Origin of the sequence: Halorubrum zhoui (assembly GCF_051194155.1) — an archaeon.
In the GTDB taxonomy this organism is placed as follows: Archaea; Halobacteriota; Halobacteria; order Halobacteriales; family Haloferacaceae; genus Halorubrum.
Map to the genome: position 1 here is coordinate 73,066 of NZ_JBLZNJ010000001.1, position 16,150 is coordinate 89,215.

17 protein-coding genes are annotated in these 16,150 nt (G+C 68.7%); 11 read left to right on the plus strand and 6 right to left on the minus strand.

Going from position 1 to position 16,150, the window contains the following annotated elements; translation table 11 throughout:
• Window positions 1-44: 44 nt before the first annotated feature.
• The 3 genes from ACNTAO_RS00350 to ACNTAO_RS00360 all read right to left on the minus strand — a co-directional run bounded on the left by ACNTAO_RS00350 (window position 45) and on the right by ACNTAO_RS00360 (window position 1,722).
• Window positions 45-443, minus strand: coding sequence for an OsmC family protein (locus tag ACNTAO_RS00350; protein WP_435159933.1), 399 nt, complete (start codon window positions 441-443; stop codon window positions 45-47).
• A gap of 91 nt (window positions 444-534) precedes the next feature.
• Window positions 535-1,260: a metal-dependent hydrolase gene (locus ACNTAO_RS00355; protein WP_435159934.1), complete on the minus strand. Its 726-nt coding sequence runs from the start codon at window positions 1,258-1,260 to the stop codon at window positions 535-537.
• A gap of 99 nt (window positions 1,261-1,359) precedes the next feature.
• On the minus strand, window positions 1,360-1,722 hold the full coding sequence (locus ACNTAO_RS00360; RefSeq protein ID WP_435159935.1) for a hypothetical protein: 363 nt from the start codon (window positions 1,720-1,722) through the stop codon (window positions 1,360-1,362).
• A 138-nt stretch (window positions 1,723-1,860) separates the two neighbouring features.
• Here ACNTAO_RS00360 and ACNTAO_RS00365 point away from each other — a divergent pair, with 138 nt between their 5' ends.
• The 6 genes from ACNTAO_RS00365 to ACNTAO_RS00390 all read left to right on the plus strand — a co-directional run bounded on the left by ACNTAO_RS00365 (window position 1,861) and on the right by ACNTAO_RS00390 (window position 6,926).
• A complete protein-coding gene (locus tag ACNTAO_RS00365; RefSeq protein ID WP_435159936.1) occupies window positions 1,861-2,604 on the plus strand; it encodes a fumarylacetoacetate hydrolase family protein in 744 nt (247 codons plus the stop codon).
• 115 nt (window positions 2,605-2,719) lie between these two features.
• A complete protein-coding gene (locus ACNTAO_RS00370; protein WP_435159937.1) occupies window positions 2,720-4,177 on the plus strand; it encodes an HflX-like GTP-binding protein in 1,458 nt (485 codons plus the stop codon).
• A 130-nt stretch (window positions 4,178-4,307) separates the two neighbouring features.
• Window positions 4,308-5,402: a histidinol-phosphate transaminase gene (gene hisC / locus ACNTAO_RS00375; RefSeq protein ID WP_435159938.1), complete on the plus strand. Its 1,095-nt coding sequence runs from the start codon at window positions 4,308-4,310 to the stop codon at window positions 5,400-5,402.
• Entirely contained in the window at window positions 5,399-5,920 is a 522-nt protein-coding gene (locus ACNTAO_RS00380) for an adenylate kinase family protein (protein ID WP_435159939.1), read from the plus strand. The genes hisC and ACNTAO_RS00380 overlap by 4 nt, the downstream gene beginning before the upstream one ends.
• Before the next feature lie 58 nt (window positions 5,921-5,978).
• Window positions 5,979-6,581, plus strand: coding sequence for a CDP-alcohol phosphatidyltransferase family protein (locus ACNTAO_RS00385; RefSeq protein WP_435159940.1), 603 nt, complete (start codon window positions 5,979-5,981; stop codon window positions 6,579-6,581).
• Between the two features lie 108 nt (window positions 6,582-6,689).
• The gene (locus ACNTAO_RS00390; protein WP_435159941.1) at window positions 6,690-6,926 is read left to right on the plus strand and encodes a DUF7120 family protein; all 237 of its coding nucleotides are present in this window, start codon (window positions 6,690-6,692) and stop codon (window positions 6,924-6,926) included.
• Between the two features lie 29 nt (window positions 6,927-6,955).
• Here ACNTAO_RS00390 and ACNTAO_RS00395 read toward each other — a convergent pair whose 3' ends face one another.
• Window positions 6,956-8,140 carry an MFS transporter gene (locus tag ACNTAO_RS00395; protein ID WP_435159942.1) on the minus strand — a complete coding sequence of 395 codons (1,185 nt, stop codon included), beginning with the start codon at window positions 8,138-8,140 and terminating at the stop codon, window positions 6,956-6,958.
• Window positions 8,141-8,275: 135 nt separating this feature from the next.
• Window positions 8,276-9,481, minus strand: coding sequence for a M24 family metallopeptidase (locus ACNTAO_RS00400; RefSeq protein WP_435159943.1), 1,206 nt, complete (start codon window positions 9,479-9,481; stop codon window positions 8,276-8,278).
• A 321-nt stretch (window positions 9,482-9,802) separates the two neighbouring features.
• Between ACNTAO_RS00400 and ACNTAO_RS00405 the strand changes: the two genes are divergently transcribed.
• From ACNTAO_RS00405 to ACNTAO_RS00415, 3 genes are read left to right on the plus strand one after another with little or no spacing between them, the layout of a single operon-like run.
• Window positions 9,803-10,777, plus strand: a complete 975-nt coding sequence (locus ACNTAO_RS00405) for a transcription initiation factor IIB (RefSeq protein WP_435159944.1) — start codon at window positions 9,803-9,805, stop codon at window positions 10,775-10,777.
• Between the two features lie 48 nt (window positions 10,778-10,825).
• A complete protein-coding gene (locus ACNTAO_RS00410) occupies window positions 10,826-11,314 on the plus strand; it encodes an NUDIX hydrolase (RefSeq protein ID WP_435159945.1) in 489 nt (162 codons plus the stop codon).
• A gap of 45 nt (window positions 11,315-11,359) precedes the next feature.
• The gene (locus ACNTAO_RS00415; protein ID WP_435159946.1) at window positions 11,360-13,957 is read left to right on the plus strand and encodes a DUF7527 domain-containing protein; all 2,598 of its coding nucleotides are present in this window, start codon (window positions 11,360-11,362) and stop codon (window positions 13,955-13,957) included.
• Between the two features lie 66 nt (window positions 13,958-14,023).
• Here ACNTAO_RS00415 and ACNTAO_RS00420 read toward each other — a convergent pair whose 3' ends face one another.
• Entirely contained in the window at window positions 14,024-14,329 is a 306-nt protein-coding gene (locus tag ACNTAO_RS00420) for a hypothetical protein (protein ID WP_435159947.1), read from the minus strand.
• 206 nt (window positions 14,330-14,535) lie between these two features.
• On the opposite strand from ACNTAO_RS00420, the gene ACNTAO_RS00425 reads away from it, so the two are divergent.
• Both ACNTAO_RS00425 and ACNTAO_RS00430 read left to right on the plus strand, forming a co-directional pair.
• On the plus strand, window positions 14,536-15,897 hold the full coding sequence (locus ACNTAO_RS00425; protein WP_435159948.1) for an adenylosuccinate synthase: 1,362 nt from the start codon (window positions 14,536-14,538) through the stop codon (window positions 15,895-15,897).
• Window positions 15,898-15,970: 73 nt separating this feature from the next.
• Entirely contained in the window at window positions 15,971-16,141 is a 171-nt protein-coding gene (locus ACNTAO_RS00430; RefSeq protein ID WP_435159949.1) for an HVO_0758 family zinc finger protein, read from the plus strand.
• Window positions 16,142-16,150: the final 9 nt, after the last annotated feature.

Consider the following 16,150-nt stretch of genomic DNA (forward strand, 5'->3'; position numbering starts at 1 on the left):
ACGAGCGAACCCCGTATGGGGTGAGCGAAGTAGGGTAGGGTAGTTTACAAGGCGTCGGCGTGGACCGTGACGGCGGCCTGGAGGTCGTCTTTGAGCGCGGCGTGGACGTGACAGATCCCTTCGGCACGCTCGACGAGGTCGGCAGCGACGTCGTCGTCGAGATCGGCTTCGACGAAGAGGTCGAACGCGACCGACGAGAGGTCGTCCTCGTCGTCGAGGCTCGCGCTCGCGTCGATCTGGAGCTGACCGAGGTCGTCCTCGCCGGCCTGGCTGGCACCGACGCGGAACGCGGGAATGAAACAGGAGGCGTACGTCGCGACGAGCGTCGCGTTGGGGTTGGGACCGGTCTCGTCGGTCGCGTCGACCTGGAGGTCGAAGTCGCCGACCTGACTCGTGCACGCGTAGCCCGATTCACACAGCGTCGACGTCTCGATGTCGGACATGACGACTCGAAGGATGAGTCGTTTGTGCGTAAATCTTCCTACTTCGATCGTCGAGCGCCACGAACCACCGCGGCGTCGTGACGCCGCGAGCTCACTCGCCGATGGTGTAGGTCTCGTCGCCCTCGAGGACGACCGGTTCGGCGGCCGCGCCGGCGGCTTCGACCTCGTCGACGAACTCCTGTGTGTCGATCTCGATCGGTGGGAAGGTGTCGTAGTGCATGGGGAACACCACCTCGGCGCCGACCCAGTCGGCGGCGATTCCCGCCCCGGCTGGCCCCATGGTGAAGTGGTCGCCCGCGGGGAGCGCCGCGGCGGTCGGCTCAAGGTACGGGGCGATCACGTCGACCATCTCGGACATCAGCCCGGTGTCGCCCGCGTGGTAGAACGCGGTGCAGTCGGGGTTCGACGCCTGCGTCGGCTTCGCGTCGCCCACGACGAAGCCCGTCGGCATGCCGGCGGAGCGCTCGTACCCCGTCTCGATTCCGTTCGAGTGGTCGGCCCGGACCATCGTCACCCAGGCGTCGCCACACTGGACGGTTCCACCGATGTTCATCCCCATGCCCCCGACGGCCGCTTCGTGGCCGACGTGCTCCTGTACGTACGACGCCAGCTCGGGCGTGGCGACCACGACCGCGTCTTGGAAGTGACCGGCGTCGCCGATGTGGTCGGCGTGGCCGTGCGTCAACAACAGGTAGTCGGGGTCGAGCGACGCGGGATCGACGTCGGTCTTCGGATTGTCGAAGAACGGGTCGATGAGCAGCTCGGTGTCGTCGACGACGACGTGCCACGTGGAGTGGCCGTGCCAGGTGAGCTCCATGGTACGGCCGATACGTCACCGCGGAGCGTAATAAATGTCGTCGGCGCGACGACACTCCTGCCTACGAGTGCGGGCGGTGTGGCCACTGGCGTGTCTTCTTCACACCTCGCCAGCGAGGTCGGCGACGACCATGTAGAGCGCGAACGCGGCCACGAGCAGTCCGGCGAGCTGCGTGCCCGCGGTCGCAATGAACCCGACATCGTACACGAGCGGTGCGAGCATGAACCACCCACCGAAGATCGTCGTCAGCGTCGCCGCCGGCAAACTCACCGCGTCGTGTCGCCGATACGCCAGCGCGTTCTGTCCCGCGAAGACGAGCCCGACGAGGCCACTCGTGACGACGCTGCCGACGAACGCCTGCGGCGCGCCGCCGACGAGCGGGGTGATCGTCGCCAAGACGGTACCGACGACGCCGACCACGGCGGCCGCCGAGAGGAGTCCTGCACTGCGTCTTTGTGACATATCGATCGGGTCTGCGGCGCGGGTGAAAAACCCCCGTCCAATCGAGTCCGGCCGCACCTCTCGCCCGGTCGCACTCCCTGGCCGGTCGGCACCTACCTCGGCCGGCGGTCATTTATACTCACCCGTCGATCGCCCCGTATGCACTACGCACGATTCCGCGACCCGGCCGGCTCGGTCCGCGAGGGACGGTACGACCCAGAGACGGAGACGGTCGCGTTCGGCGACGACGAGTACGCGTTCGACGACCCGACCATCGACGTGCTCCCGCCGGTGGACCCCTCGAAGATCGTCTGTGTCGGCCGCAACTACGCCGACCACGCCGCCGAGATGGACAACGAGGTTCCGGACCGGCCCCTGCTGTTTTTGAAACCCCCGAACGCGCTCGCCGGTCACGGCGACACAGTCACCGTGCCGGCCGGCAAAGACCGCGTCGACTGGGAGGCCGAGCTCGCGGTCGTGATCGGCGAGTCGTGTAAGCGTGTCGACGCCGCGGACGCCATGGACGTCGTCGCGGGCTTCACCTGCATGAACGACGTCTCGAACCGCGACGACCAGAACCGCGAGCAGAACTGGGTGCGCGGGAAGGCCTTCGACAACGCGGCCCCACTCGGTCCGGTCGTCGCGACGCCCGACGAGGTGCCGGCCGACGCGGCCGTCGAGCTCCGCGTCGACGGCGAGACGAAGCAGTCGGGAGACCGGTCACAGCTCATGTTCGACGTCCCGACGCTGATCGAAGAGATCACCACGTACCTCACGCTCGAGGCGGGCGACGTGATCGCGACGGGGACGCCAGACGGTGTCGGACCGCTCTCCGACGGCGACACCGTCGCCGTCTCCGTCGAGGGCGTCGGTACGCTCGAACACGACGTGCGTGTACCGTAGCCTGCCGACCGACGCTCTCGTCCACCCCGCTTGGATGCTGCCGGGTACCACACCGCGTTTCCGGTGAACCGATGCGGTTTCAGCGCTCGACGACCACTATCCAAGCGAGACGCTCGTGACGCCTGCCACTCCCCAGAGTCGTGACGGCCAGGCCCCGCAAACCGTCCTCGTCGCACGGGCTGCGGACCATGACCCGGATACGACCGAGATCCACGCCCTCGCGACCGCCGCCGGATACGACGTGGTCGAGGCGATCACCCAGCGCCGGCGAGCGGATCCGACCTACGGCGTCGGCCGCGGGACGGCCGAGACGGTCGCCCGACGTGCGACGGCCGCCGACGCCGACGCCGTCGTCTACGACGGGTCGCTCTCGCCGGGCCAGACGTTCTCGCTCGGCGACCTGCTGCCCGACAGTGTCACCGTGATCGACCGACCCCGACTCGTGCTCGGACTGATCGCCGCGGCGAGCGACTCCCGAGCGACGACGCTCCGGTTCGAACTCGCGACGCGCCGATACGAGCTTCCACGCCTCCGAGAGGTCGTGGGCCGAGACGGTCACGCGAGGCGACTCCGACCGGAAGGTGCCGGTCGGGTACGGGACCTCGAACGGCAGATAGCGCGTCTCGAGGACGACCTCGAGGCGTGTGCGTCGACTGCCATGGCGACCGACGACGACGGGCGAGCCGACGCGACGAGCAACGACGCGGACCCTGGTCCAAGCCGCGTCGCCGTCGTCGGATACGCCAACGTGGGGAAGTCGCTCCTCTGCCAGCGGCTCGACGCGTGGACCGAAGGGAAGCTGGCCACGACGCGAACTGATGATCTGGCACCCACGACTGGAACCAAATTGGACGCGGTCACGGACCAGCCGCTCGCCACTGTCGGGACGTCGACGACGACGATCACACTGGCCGGGCGTCGGCTTCGACTGACGGACACGACCGGCATCGTCGCCGGGCTCCCCGGGGAGGCGCTCGGGGCGTTCGATCGAACGCGTGCGGCAGTCCGCGAGGCGACCGTCACGCTCCTCGTGATAGACGCCAGCACGGATCTATCGGCTCTCGAGCGTCGGCTCACGGCCGTCGTCGACGTGCTCGACGACCACCATCACGACGTGATCCCGGTCGTGACACACGTCGACAGGCTGGAGTCACAGTGCGGTGTCGGCGAATCGACCGCGGTGACCGACACGACTGACGCCGCGGCGACAGAGTCCGTCACGACCGACTCTGACACGACCGCGTCTGACACCGCCAGCTTCGTCGCGTCCCGTACCACCGCGATCGCCGACGAACTCGCCGCGGTAGGACTCGACCCACCGTGCGACCCGATTCCACTCGATGCACGCAGCGGAACTGGAATCGACGCGGTCGTCTCGGCGGTCGTCGACGCCCTCCCGACGGCGACGGAGACCCTGACCGTGGCGTACGGTGGCGACGTGCAGACGACGCTCTCGTGGGCGTACGACCGCGACCTCGTCACCGACGTGTCGTACGACGAGGACGGGATCGACGTCTCACTCGCCGGTCGACCGGAGTCGGTCGCGGCCGCGGTTCGGCGCTTCGAGCGATAGTTCGGTCACCGACGCTGACTCCATCCCGACCGTCCCTCGACCGGCCGACCACCGTTCGTCGCCCGACGTGCTGTGGCCCCGACGGGTCGGTTCGGTCAGTATTAAGGCCGGCGGCGCCGGATGACGGGGTATGGAACCACGGGATCTCTCCGACCACTCCCCGTACGTCCCCGGCCGGGGCGTAGAGGAGGTCGCCCGCGAGCTCGGGATCGACCGGTCGTCGCTCATCAAACTCTCGTCGAACGAGAATCCGCACGGCCCGAGTCCGGCCGCCGTCGAGACGATCCGCGAGCACGCCTCGAACGTGAACGTGTACCCGAAGTCCTCACACGCGGATCTCACGGAGCGGATCGCCGAGCTGTGGGACGTCTCTCCGACACAGGTGTGGGTGTCGCCGGGCGCGGACGGCTCGATCGACTACTTCTCTCGTGCCGCGCTCGAGCCGGGCGACCGGGTCCTCGTCCCCGATCCGGGATTCGCGTACTACGAGATGTCGGCGCGGTATCACCACGCAGCCGTCGAGACGTACGAGCTCTCGCCGGCCGACGGATTCGAGCAGACGGCCGAGACGGTCCTCGACGCCTACGACGGCGAGCGCGTGGTGTACCTCACCTCGCCGCACAACCCGTCCGGCTCCGTGGTGCCGCTCGACACCGTCGAGGCGATCGCAGACGGCACCGACGAGGAGACGCTCGTCGTTGTCGACGAGGCGTACGGCGAGTTCTCGCCGGTTGATAGCGCGATCGGCCTGCTCGACGGACGCGACGACGTCGCCGTGTTGCGGACCTTCTCGAAGGCGTACGGGCTCGCCGGACTCCGGATCGGATACGGGGTCGTTCCCGAGGCGTGGGGTGGGGCGTACGCCCGAATCAACACCCCGTTCGCGGCGAACGAGCTGGCCTGTCGGGCCGCGCTCGCGGCGATCGACGACGAGGAACACGTCGACGAGACGGTCGAGACGGCCGCGTGGGCCAGAGACCACATCGAGACGGCGCTCGACGCGCCGACGTTCGACTCGGCCGGCAACTTCGTGCTCGCCCGGGTCGGCGACGGAGCCGCCGTCGCAGCGGCCGCTCAAGAGCGCGGGGTTATCATCCGCGACTGCACCTCGTTCGGGCTCCCGAACTGCGTTCGAATCTCGACGGGAACCCGCGAGGAGACCCGCGAGGCCGTCACCCGGCTGAACGAGGTGCTCGCCACGCTCGACCGAGGAGTAGAGGCGTGACGGGGACGACGGACCGCATCGTCGTCACTGGCACGCCCGGCACCGGCAAGTCGACGGCGACGGCGCTGCTCGCGGACCCGTTCGACGTGGTCCACCTCAACGAGCTGATCGAGAGAGACTCCACGCTCTGGACCGATCGCGACGCGACGCGCGACACGCTCACCGCCGACCTCGATGCCATCCGCGAGCGCCTCGGCGACTGGTCGGGGATACTCGAGTCGCACCTCGCACACCACTTCGCAGCCGACCGCGTCGTCGTCTTGCGGTGTCACCCCGAGACGCTCGTGACGCGGCTGCAGACGCGCGGCGAGTCGTCGGCGTCCATCGACGAGAACGCCGAGGCCGAGGCGCTCGACGTGATCCTCTCGGAGGCCGTCGCCGAACACGGCACGGACCGAGTCTACGAGGTCGACACGACCGACCGCTCTCCCGAGGCGGTCGCGGAGGAACTCCGGACGATCGCCCGTGACGAGGCGACGCCGCGGGTCGGGACCGTCGACTTCACCGCGTACTTATGATCCGACACGTCAGCTCGGTGCTGGACGTTGTTCGACCGACGCCCGGAGGTGACGACCGGTGACGCTGGACCGGTTCCGCCCGGTCGCGGACCGACTGCTCGGGCCGTGGGTGGCCGCCGCCGTCCGCCTCGGGCTCAGCCCCGATCACGTGAGCCTCGTCGCGTTCGGTGCCGCGGTCGCCGCCGCCGGCGCGTTCGCCGTGGCGACCCCGACGCTGTACGTGCTCGGCGGGCTACTCGTCTTTCTCAACGGTTGGTTAGACCTCGTTGACGGCGCGCTCGCCCGCGAGCAAGGAGCGTCGTCGGCCGCCGGAGACCTCCTCGATCACGTGCTCGACCGGTACGCAGACCTCGCGCTCATCGCCGGATTCACCGCCGGTGTCGGCGCGTACGGACTGGGATTCCTCGCGGTGACGGGCGTCTTGATGACGTCGTACCTCGGGACCCAGATCCAGGCGGTGGGGATCGGGCGCGAGTACGGTGGACTCCTCGGGCGTGCCGACCGGCTGGCGCTGATGGGAGTCGCGGCAGTCGCCGCCGCAGTCGTCCCCGGACCGCTCTTCGTCGGCGTCGGCGTCGTCGAACTGCTACTCGGGCTGTTCGCGGTCGTCGGTCACCTCACCGCCCTCCAGCGGTTCCTCGGCGCCTGGCGCGGGTTGTGAGTCGCTCTGCCGGCGTCCCTCGGGCCGTGACGCACGGCCGTCGTCAGGTCGCGCCGGCCCGTCCGCCGCTGCCACCGATTTTAACTCACTCGGCCCGAAAGGGGGGGTATGCCGACCTTCGAACTCAACCTCTCGGACGACGTGTACGCCGAGTTTCAGCAGCTCGCGGACACCGAGTTCGTCACCGAAGAGCAGGCCGTCGAGGAGCTGATAGCCTCCGGTATCGAGGCGTACAACGTCTCGGTCGTCGACGAGGACCCACGCGACGAGATGCTCGACGGCGCGGAGAACAACATGTTCGACACCGCACAAGACCCCGGAAGCTTAGAGGACGACCGGCTCTGACGCGGTCCGTCTCCGTCGACGACGCCGGCTCAGTAGCCGAGCCCCAGCGCTCGGTTCGCGACGACGAGCGTGAGCCCCAGCCCCATCACGCCCGCGAGGAGTCCGAACGCGACCTCCCATCCCGTCACGTCCGAGACCGCACCGACGACGACGCTACCCGACGCGCCGAACACCATGTAGACGGTCCGAACGAGCCCGAAGCCGGCACCGCGTTCGGCGTCCGACAGGAGGTCCATGAACCGCGACTGGACCGGTGCACCCCAGGACATCGCCACGCCGACGAGGAGCACGGCACCGGCGGTGGAGGCGAGCCCGAGGCCACGGGAGGCGACGACGACCAGCGATCCGTAGCCGACGACGCCGGCCGTCATCGTGACCACGACCGTCTCGTCGCGCCCGAGACGGTCCGAAAGTGACCCCGTGACCGGCTGTGTTCCGCCATGGACGACGAAGTACAGCGAGAACAGCAGCGCAGACAGCGTGCCCGAGAGCCCGTGTCCGATCTCTAAGAACGTCGGAAGGAACGACGCGGTCGCCTGCCAGGTGAATGCCCCGAGCGTCGCCAACGCGGTCGTGTAGAGGATCGGCGGGCGCGAGAGCAACGCGGCGAGCGGACCGAGCGCGAGTCGCTCTCGCATCGACTGGTCGGGACGTACTGGCGTCGTCGGCCGAACGTACCGGGCGAACAGTGCGAACACCGGGACGGCGACGGCCGTGCCGAGGAGGATGCCCGCCCGCCAGCCGTAGCGCGCTCCGATCAGCGCGGCCACCGGCGGTGCAGCGAGTCCGGCGAGTGGTCCGCCCGCGACGTGGACGCCGATCGCCCGACCGATGTCGTCGAACTGCCTGGTCAGGAACGTCGTCGCCACCGAGTAGTGGAGACCGGCACCCGTCCCGAGCAGGACGGTGAAGACGGCGAACCCGAGGATCGACGGCGAGACCGCGATGAACGCCGAGGCGACGGCCGTCGAGCCGACGGCGACCAGAATCACGGTTCGTTCGCCGTATCGATCGCCGAGAATGCCAGAGGGAAACTGCGACAGCGCGTACGCGAGCCACATCCCGGAGAGCGCGAGCCCGACCGTCGCGTTACTCACTGCGAACGTCATCGTGATCTCCGGTACCAGCGGGCTGATCGCCAGCCGGGCGACCATCGTCGCGGTGAACGCGAGCGTACAGAGTGCGAGCGCGGTGTGGGCGTACCGCCGGTTCACGGGCGTCGTATCCGACCGGGGTCAAAGCGGGTTCCGATCTCGGCGGCGGTCGCCGGTTCGACGACGGTCGCCGGCTTGACGACGGTCACGGGGGCGGTGTTGGTGCTGGCGTCTGAACGCGCCCGCGTCCGGCGGTCACGCCACTTGGAACGACAGCGGGTAGTCGGTGATGGTCTCGGCACCGTCTTCGGTGACCACCACGAGGTCTTCGAGCCGCACGCCGCCGACGGCGGGGTCGTAGAGCCCGGGCTCGACGGTGACGACGTTTCCAGGCTCGAGTTCGGGACCGCCGCTCGCCAGCCGGGGGAGTTCGTGAACGTCGAGGCCGATCCCGTGGCCGGTCGAGTGGATGAAGCCGGTCTCGGTCTCCGGGTCGGTCCGGAACGTCGGCTCGCCGGCGTCCTCGTACACCGCACAGGCGGCCGCGTGTACGTCCTCGCCGGTGGCTCCGGGCTCGACGGCCTCGACGGCCGCGTCGAGGGCCTCAGCGGTCAGATCGTACCACTCGCGGGCCGCCGGCTCGGGGTCGCCCACACAGAACGTTCGCGTCATGTCGGCGTGGTAGTGCGTCTCTTTCGAGCGGGGGAAGATGTCGACGATGATCGGCTCGTTCGCCCGGAGCGGTCCCGATCCACGGTCGTGGGGGTCGGACGCCTGCGTGCCTCCCGCGACGATCGTCTCGTCGAGTGCACAGCCGTGCTCGAGCAGCGTGGTCTCGATCGCGGTGGCGACCCGCTCGCTCGTGAGCGGCTCGTCTTCGTACACCAGCGTCTCCGACGGGAGCGGCTCGCCGGCTCCGTCGACGAGCTCGTCCCCGTCTACCGCACCGGCCGGTGTCGCAGCCGCAAACAGCGCTGCAGCCGTCTGCATCGCCGCCTCGTTCGCCCGCTGTGCCGTCCGGATGGCGTCGATCTCCGCGTCCGTCTTCACCGCTCTGACGTCCTGGAGCGTGTCGTCGTCGTCAACGTCGACGTCGACGCCTCGTGCCCGGAGCGCGTCTGCGGTTCCGACCGGCCCCCGGGGCGGCACGGCGACCGACTCGACGCCCTTGTCGGCGATGAACGCAGCGTACATGTCGTACCGGTCCTCCCGGCCGCCGTACTCGTAGTCGTAGTCGGCGTGACGTTCGACGGTGTCCGCGGCCGCCTCACGCTTTGCCCGACCGTACTCGAGCCCCGAGACGAGCGCGTGTATCTCGCCGTCTGCGTACAGCGTGAGAAACGGATCGGGGCCGGTGAACCCCGAGAGGTACAGCTGGTTCGCGTCGTCGGAGGCGGCGTCGATCAGGAAGCCGTCCGGTTCGAGCGAGTCGAGCGCCGACTCGAGTCGTGTGCGGTCCATGACGGTACTGTCGGCCCGACGAGCAAAGTGGTTGTCCTCGCGGGCGGCGTCGACGGACGTGGCTCAGTCGGACTGCCTCCGGTCCACGTAACGTATAAATATCAGCGGGGGACCGACTCCGCGTCCGATCGTTCGGACCCGCGGCGGCCGGTCGTCAGCCGAGCAGATACGACGAAATCGGGTCGTCGACCCGAGTACCGAACGATCTTTCGGCCGCCAGAACGCCGGTAGATTTATACATCTTCGTACCCTTTGAATTGGTGAGGAACACAAAATCGAGATCCATCTCTCGGTTCCGCGCCTCTCCACCCGAACTACACAATGAGCGACAACGTTCGAACGTACACGACGGAGCACGTCGACGACGAGCAGGAGACTGAGTCGTCGGCGGACGAGGAACTAACGTGTCCCGAGTGCGGCGGCCAGCTCGCGACGGACACCGAACACGGCGAGACGGTCTGTGTCGACTGCGGCCTGGTCGTCGAGTCCGACGAGATCGACCGCGGGCCGGAGTGGCGCGCGTTCGACTCGCGCGAGAAAGACCAGAAGTCGCGCGTCGGCGCCCCCACGACGAACATGATGCACGACAAGGGGCTCTCGACGAACATCGGCTGGCAGGACAAAGACGCCTACGGCAAGTCGTTGTCGAGCCGACAGCGCGAGAAGATGCAGCGGCTGCGCACGTGGAACGAGCGCTTCCGCACGCGCGACTCCAAAGAACGCAACCTGAAGCAGGCGCTCGGCGAGATCGACCGCATGGCGAGCGCACTCGGTCTGCCGGACAACGTTCGCGAGACCGCCTCCGTGATCTACCGGCGCGCCCTCGACGAGGACCTGCTGCCGGGGCGCTCCATCGAGGGCGTCTCGACCGCGGCGTTGTACGCGGCCGCTCGCCAGGCGGGCACCCCACGCAGCCTCGACGAGATCGCCGGCGTATCCAGGGTCGAGAAAGACGAGATCGCCCGCACGTACCGGTACGTCGTCAGAGAGCTCAAACTCGAGATCCAGCCGGCCGACCCCGAGAGCTACGTCCCGCGGTTTGCCTCGGACCTCGAACTCTCCGACGAGTCGGAGCGGCGCGCCCGAGAGCTGCTCGAGACCGCCAAATCACAGGGGATCCACTCGGGGAAGTCGCCCGTGGGCCTCGCGGCCGCCGCCGTCTACGCGGCCTCGTTGCTCACCAACGAGAAGGTCACCCAGAGCGAGGTGAGCGAGGTCGCCAACATCTCTGAGGTCACCATTCGCAACCGCTACCACGAGCTGCTCGAGGCCGAAGACGGCATCGCGATGAACTGAGCGCGGTCGACTCCGAACGCACTAGCCGTTCCGGCGTGAGGACTCTTCATGGAGACGACCCGCCACTTCACCGCGACGGTCTACGTCGTCAACGACGGCGCGACGGTCCTACACGAGCACGAACGGCTGGGCATCCACCTCCCGCCGGGTGGCCACATCGAACGCGACGAACTGCCGCACGAGGCGGCCCTCCGTGAGGTCCATGAGGAGACCGGGTTGGAGGCGACGCTCGTCGCAGACCGCGCCGACGTGGACGCGCCGAACGGCCGGCCGCTTCCCGAGCCGGCACACCAGATGCTCCACGACATCGACGTCTACCCGGACGGTTCGGTCGGACACCAACACATCGACCACCTCTACTACGCACACGCGCCGAATCGGCGCATCGACCCGCTCGGCCGCGACGAAGCGGACGGCGACGCGTGGGCGTGGTACACGCCGGCGGAGCTCGCCGCCGGCCCCTTCGACGCGGACGTCGTCAGCCTCGGCCGGGAGGCGATCGCGCGCGTGAGCGAGACCGTCGACGACGGCGTCTGACGCTCCGGAAGCTATTTGAGTCGCTGCTGGAGAACTACCGGCATCATGGACGCACAGCGACGAGAGGCCGTCACCGAGTGGTCGGCGCGGGAGTTCACCGACGGCTTCGCCGGCCTCCGCCGGTTCGCCGACCGTGGCGTTTCCGGCGCGGTCACCGACGGCAGTGGCTGGCTCTTTCTCCTCGACGGGCGCGTCGTCGGGGCCGTCGACGCAGACCTCGAGTCGTTCGCCGACGCCGACGGCACGGTGTACGAGGCGCCGGACCGGTCGCTTCCGGTGCTGTTCGCGATGCGCGAGCGCGGTGGTCGCGAGCGGGCGCAGTACTACACCGAAGACACGCCGCTCGCCGACGCCGACCGGACGCTCTCCGACGGTGGGTTCACCGGCTACGTCGAGCTCTCTGAGCACGTGCTGTCCGGCGACTACTACGTCGTCTACGCGGCCGGCGAGTCGATGGCGGCCGCGTTCGTCGGGAACGCCCGGCGACTCGAGACGGGCGAGGACGCCTTCGCACTCGCCGACGACGAGGTCGGGATCTACACCGTGTACGAGGTTGACCTCGATGTTCGAGCGATTCCACAGCCAGCCGGAACGGCGAGCGACGAGCCGTCGGCGGCTGCCACCGGAGCGGACGAGCCTGCGGTGAGAGAAGACGAGCCCGTCGCTGGAGCGGACGAGCCAGTCGCTGGGGATGGGTCAGTCGCGGGGGACGACGGACGCACGATGGACGGCGTGACGAGCGAGCCTCCCTCGACCGGCGGTACGTCGACCACAGCGGAAGCGACACCGGACGAGACGGCACTGGACGAGGCGACACCAGACGAGACGGCACTGAACGAGGCGACACCGGATCCGGGACGCGAATCCGACGGCGACGAAGAACCGGCATCCGTCGTGACAGACCACTCGTCGGGAGACGCCGACGCCGACCGGTCTGGGGCCGAGGGATCGGCCGCTGGCTCCACGGCGAGCGGGTCGAGTCGATACGACATCCCGCTCGACGCCGACTGGACGATGGACCCGGACGCGGTCGCCGACCCGAGACCGGCAGCCGACGCCGAAGCGCCGGCCGAGCCGGCAGAAGCCGACGTACCCACGGAGCCGGTGCGCGATGACGACGCGTCTCCCGAGCCCGCCGACGCGGCCGAACCTGCCGACGCGGCTGAGCCCGCAGCCGACGCCGATCCCTTCGTCACCGAAGCGGACGCTCGCTCGACGTCCGACGGTGCGGCCGCTCACGACCAGACGGACGACGTCGCCGACCGCGACAGGTCGGCGTCGGAGCCGGCGCGCCCGAGCGAAGAGCACGACGTCTTCTCGGAGGAGGCCGCGTGGCGTGAGACGACCTCGACCCCCTCGCTGGAGTCGTCTGCGACCGATGAGGCGACCGCGGCCGACACAGCCGAGGCGACGGAGCCGCCAGACGTCGGCGGCGAGACGACGTCGGCGACCGATTCGGACGCCCTCGACGGACCAGTCGATGACCTCCACGAACCGGTCGACGGTCCCCACGAACCGGTCGACGGTCCCCACGAACCGGTCGACGGTCCCCACGAACCGGTCGACGGTCCCGGTGAGGTCACGGATAGCTCCGCAGGCGCGTCCGTCTCGGGCGATGACGAGCCGCCCGCGACCGCAGAGTCGCCGCCAGGCGGTCCGAACGTCGGGGAGTCCGGGCCCGACGAGCGGCTCCGTGAGCTGCGGTCGGCGCTGGCGTCCGTCACCTCGGAGCGGGACGACGCCATCGCCCGTCGCGACGCGTTCCGTACGCGGTACGAACAGATAGCGGCCGAGCGCGACGCGCTCGTCGACGAACGAGACGAGCTGCGCGCGACCGTCGACGACCTCCGCTCGGAGGTCACGCGCCTGCGTGAGGAACTCGCCACGGCGCGCGATCAGCTCCCCGGCGGCGACGAAACGCTGTCGCCGGCGACGGCACTCGAGGGGACGAACCTCTTCGTCAGGTACGGCTCCCGAACGGGTGCGACGCTGGAGGCGGCACACGACGGCGAACGCGACCGGTCCGAACTTCGGGAGAACCTCCGGATCGAACACCACACGAGCTTCGAGACCGACGGCCTCACCGTCGACGGCGAGCCGTACGAGTCGTTCCTCCAGGGAACGATCGCGTACCGGTTCACCCGGTGGCTCGCCGAGGACCTCCTCTTCGAGATCGCGGCGACCGGGAACGCAGGCGCCCTGCGCGGGCTCTTCGACGCGCTGCCCGAACTCGACCGGGCCGAGATCGAGGGGTCGGTGTCGGTCGTCCACCGCGAGGACGGCGAGGAGGTGCACGAAGAACGCCCGTTCGACCTCGTGTTCCGCGACCGGATGGGCAATCCGCTGTTCGTCGCCGAGTTGAACGACTCGCGTTCGCCGACCGGGGGCGGAAGCCTCGAGTCGCTCGTGGCGAACGGTGGGGCGCTCGCCGCGTCGAACGACTCCTTTGCGGGTGCCTTCGCGGTCACGGCGAGCTTCTTCGAGCCGGACGCACTCGAGGTCGCCGGCGACGCCGTCGGTGGCGGACTGTTCAGTCGGTCGAATCAGAAGGCCTTCGTGAAGCTCTCACGCAAACGCGGGTACCACCTCTGTCTCGTCGAGTCGCGCGACGGCGAGTTTCACCTGACGCTGCCGGACCTGTGATAGATGTCCGAGAACCCGGCCGTCTGTGCCGCAGTATCGTCGCCGTGGGTGCCGTCGTCGTGCGGCTTACGGTTCGACCTCTGCGGCCTCGTCGATGCGCATCGACCCGAGCTTCTCGACCGTGTCGTCAAGCTTGTCGTCCAGCTCGTCGACGAACTCGTGGGTCCGGTCGGTCGTTATCGCCCCCTGGCTCGAGGGCTCGATCAGGTTCTCTTCTTCGAGAACCCGCAGCGAGTACCGAACCTTGTGATGTGGGTACCCGGTCTCGTTCGACATCTTGACGATCCCGATCGGTTCGTTCTCGATGACCATTCGTAACACTTGGAGGTGCCGTTCGAGCATGTCCACCTCTTTCTCGAGTCGATCTATCATGCCATGTGTTAACTCGTCTTTGCCCGTTTTAAACGTTGCTGTCGGGGCGAGAGACGTCCGTCGCTCGCCAGGACGGTGTGCGAGTAGTTAACGGTTCGGATCGGGCCTCGTCCACCGTCGGCTCCGGGTGCAGCGCCGATCTGTGCGCCGTCCGACGCCGACGGACCGTAATCGGTTTTACCACCCGCTCGGAACGGACGAGCGGTATGACTGTCACCATCGTCGGCTCCCAACTCGGCGACGAGGGCAAGGGCGCGCTCGTCGACCGGTGGGGAGGGGACGCGGACGTCGTAGTCCGTTATCAGGGCGGCGACAACGCCGGCCACACCGTCGTCGAAGACGGCGCGGAGTACAAACTCTCGTTGGTTCCGAGCGGCGCGGTTCGCGGAACGATCGGCGTCTTAGGCAACGGCTGTGTGGTGAATCCGAGCACGCTGCTGTCGGAGATCGACGCCCTTCGCGACCGCGGGCTCGACCCCGACGTCCGGGTCGCCCGCCGCGCCCACCTCATCCTTCCGTATCACCGGGTCCTCGATAGTATCGAGGAAGCCGGCAAGGCCGACGACGACGACGGCGTCGAGGTCGGGACCACCGGCCGTGGAATCGGGCCCACGTACGAGGACAAAGCCGGCCGGCGCGGGATCCGCGTCGGTGACGTACTCGACCGAGACGTGTTACGCGAGCGGCTGTCGTACGCGGTCTCACACAACCGTGCCGTCGCCACCGGAGTGTACGGCCTCGACGTCGACGACTCCGAACACGCCGACGCCTTCGACGTCGACGCGCTCTACGAGGACCTGCTCACGGTTCGCGACCGACTGCTCGAAGACGAGATGACGGTCAACTGCAGTGACTTCCTCCACCGACGCCGGCAGGCCGGCGACCGCGTACTGTTCGAGGGGGCACAGGGCACCTCTATCGACGTCGACCACGGGAACTACCCGTTCGTGACGTCGTCGAATCCGACGGCCGGCGGCGCCGCGGTCGGGTCCGGCGTCGGCGTCACGGCCGTCGGCAGCGGCGAGGTCGTCGGGATCGTCAAGGCGTACCTCTCGCGGGTCGGATCAGGTCCGCTCCCCACCGAGCTCGACGGGAACGACCACGAGGCGGCGCTCGCCGACGACATCCGCGAGCGTGGCGGCGAGTTCGGCACCGTCACCGGCCGTCCGCGACGGATCGGCTGGCTCGACCTCCCGATGCTCCGCCACGCGTCACGCGTCTCCGGGTTCACCGGCGTCGCGATAAACCACGTCGATGTCCTCGCCGGTCTCCCAGAACTCGCCGTCTGCGTCGGCTACGAGCTCGACGGCGAGCAGATCGACACCGTCCCGACGACGACCGGCCGCTGGAAGCGCTGTACGCCGCTCTACCGCGAGTTCGACACCTGGGACGCGTTCGACGGCGCCGCCGTCGCCGACGCGGGGTACGACGCCCTCCCCGAGGCGGCTCAGACCTACGTCGACTTCGTCGCCGACGCGGTCGACGCCGACCTGTACGCGATCGGCGTCGGACCGGACCGAGCGGCGACGGTCGAGCTCGCGAACCCGTTCGACCGGCTCGACGAGTGAGGCCGTTCGCCCCGCGGCGGTCGCGCCGCCGTCGGGCGGGGTTTTTATGCCCCGGCACGACGAACTCCGGGGCATGAAATCGACCCGTAAGGCGCTCAGAGACGGAGACCTCTACAAGGACACCTACGAGCGGCTCACCTGTGCGACCTGCGAGCAGGTGTTGAAAAAGCGGAACGACCCCGACGAGGTGTACGCGGTGCGGATCTGTCCGGAGTGCGGCGCGCGCTACAAGGAACTGCGCTAGCAAGAGCCT

What these genes read in the sequence shown, in the direction of transcription:
- ACNTAO_RS00405 (WP_435159944.1), top strand. Translation starts at nt 9,803, where the DNA reads ATGAGCGACAACGTTCGAACGTACACGACGGAGCACGTCGACGACGAG.
- ACNTAO_RS00365 (WP_435159936.1), top strand. Translation starts at nt 1,861, where the DNA reads ATGCACTACGCACGATTCCGCGACCCGGCCGGCTCGGTCCGCGAGGGA.
- ACNTAO_RS00415 (WP_435159946.1), top strand. Translation starts at nt 11,360, where the DNA reads ATGGACGCACAGCGACGAGAGGCCGTCACCGAGTGGTCGGCGCGGGAG.
- ACNTAO_RS00410 (WP_435159945.1), top strand. Translation starts at nt 10,826, where the DNA reads ATGGAGACGACCCGCCACTTCACCGCGACGGTCTACGTCGTCAACGAC.
- ACNTAO_RS00430 (WP_435159949.1), top strand. Translation starts at nt 15,971, where the DNA reads ATGAAATCGACCCGTAAGGCGCTCAGAGACGGAGACCTCTACAAGGAC.
- ACNTAO_RS00420 (WP_435159947.1), bottom strand. Translation starts at nt 14,329, where the DNA reads ATGATAGATCGACTCGAGAAAGAGGTGGACATGCTCGAACGGCACCTC.
- ACNTAO_RS00360 (WP_435159935.1), bottom strand. Translation starts at nt 1,722, where the DNA reads ATGTCACAAAGACGCAGTGCAGGACTCCTCTCGGCGGCCGCCGTGGTC.
- ACNTAO_RS00425 (WP_435159948.1), top strand. Translation starts at nt 14,536, where the DNA reads ATGACTGTCACCATCGTCGGCTCCCAACTCGGCGACGAGGGCAAGGGC.
- ACNTAO_RS00390 (WP_435159941.1), top strand. Translation starts at nt 6,690, where the DNA reads ATGCCGACCTTCGAACTCAACCTCTCGGACGACGTGTACGCCGAGTTT.
- ACNTAO_RS00350 (WP_435159933.1), bottom strand. Translation starts at nt 443, where the DNA reads ATGTCCGACATCGAGACGTCGACGCTGTGTGAATCGGGCTACGCGTGC.
- ACNTAO_RS00400 (WP_435159943.1), bottom strand. Translation starts at nt 9,481, where the DNA reads ATGGACCGCACACGACTCGAGTCGGCGCTCGACTCGCTCGAACCGGAC.
- hisC (WP_435159938.1), top strand. Translation starts at nt 4,308, where the DNA reads ATGGAACCACGGGATCTCTCCGACCACTCCCCGTACGTCCCCGGCCGG.
- ACNTAO_RS00355 (WP_435159934.1), bottom strand. Translation starts at nt 1,260, where the DNA reads ATGGAGCTCACCTGGCACGGCCACTCCACGTGGCACGTCGTCGTCGAC.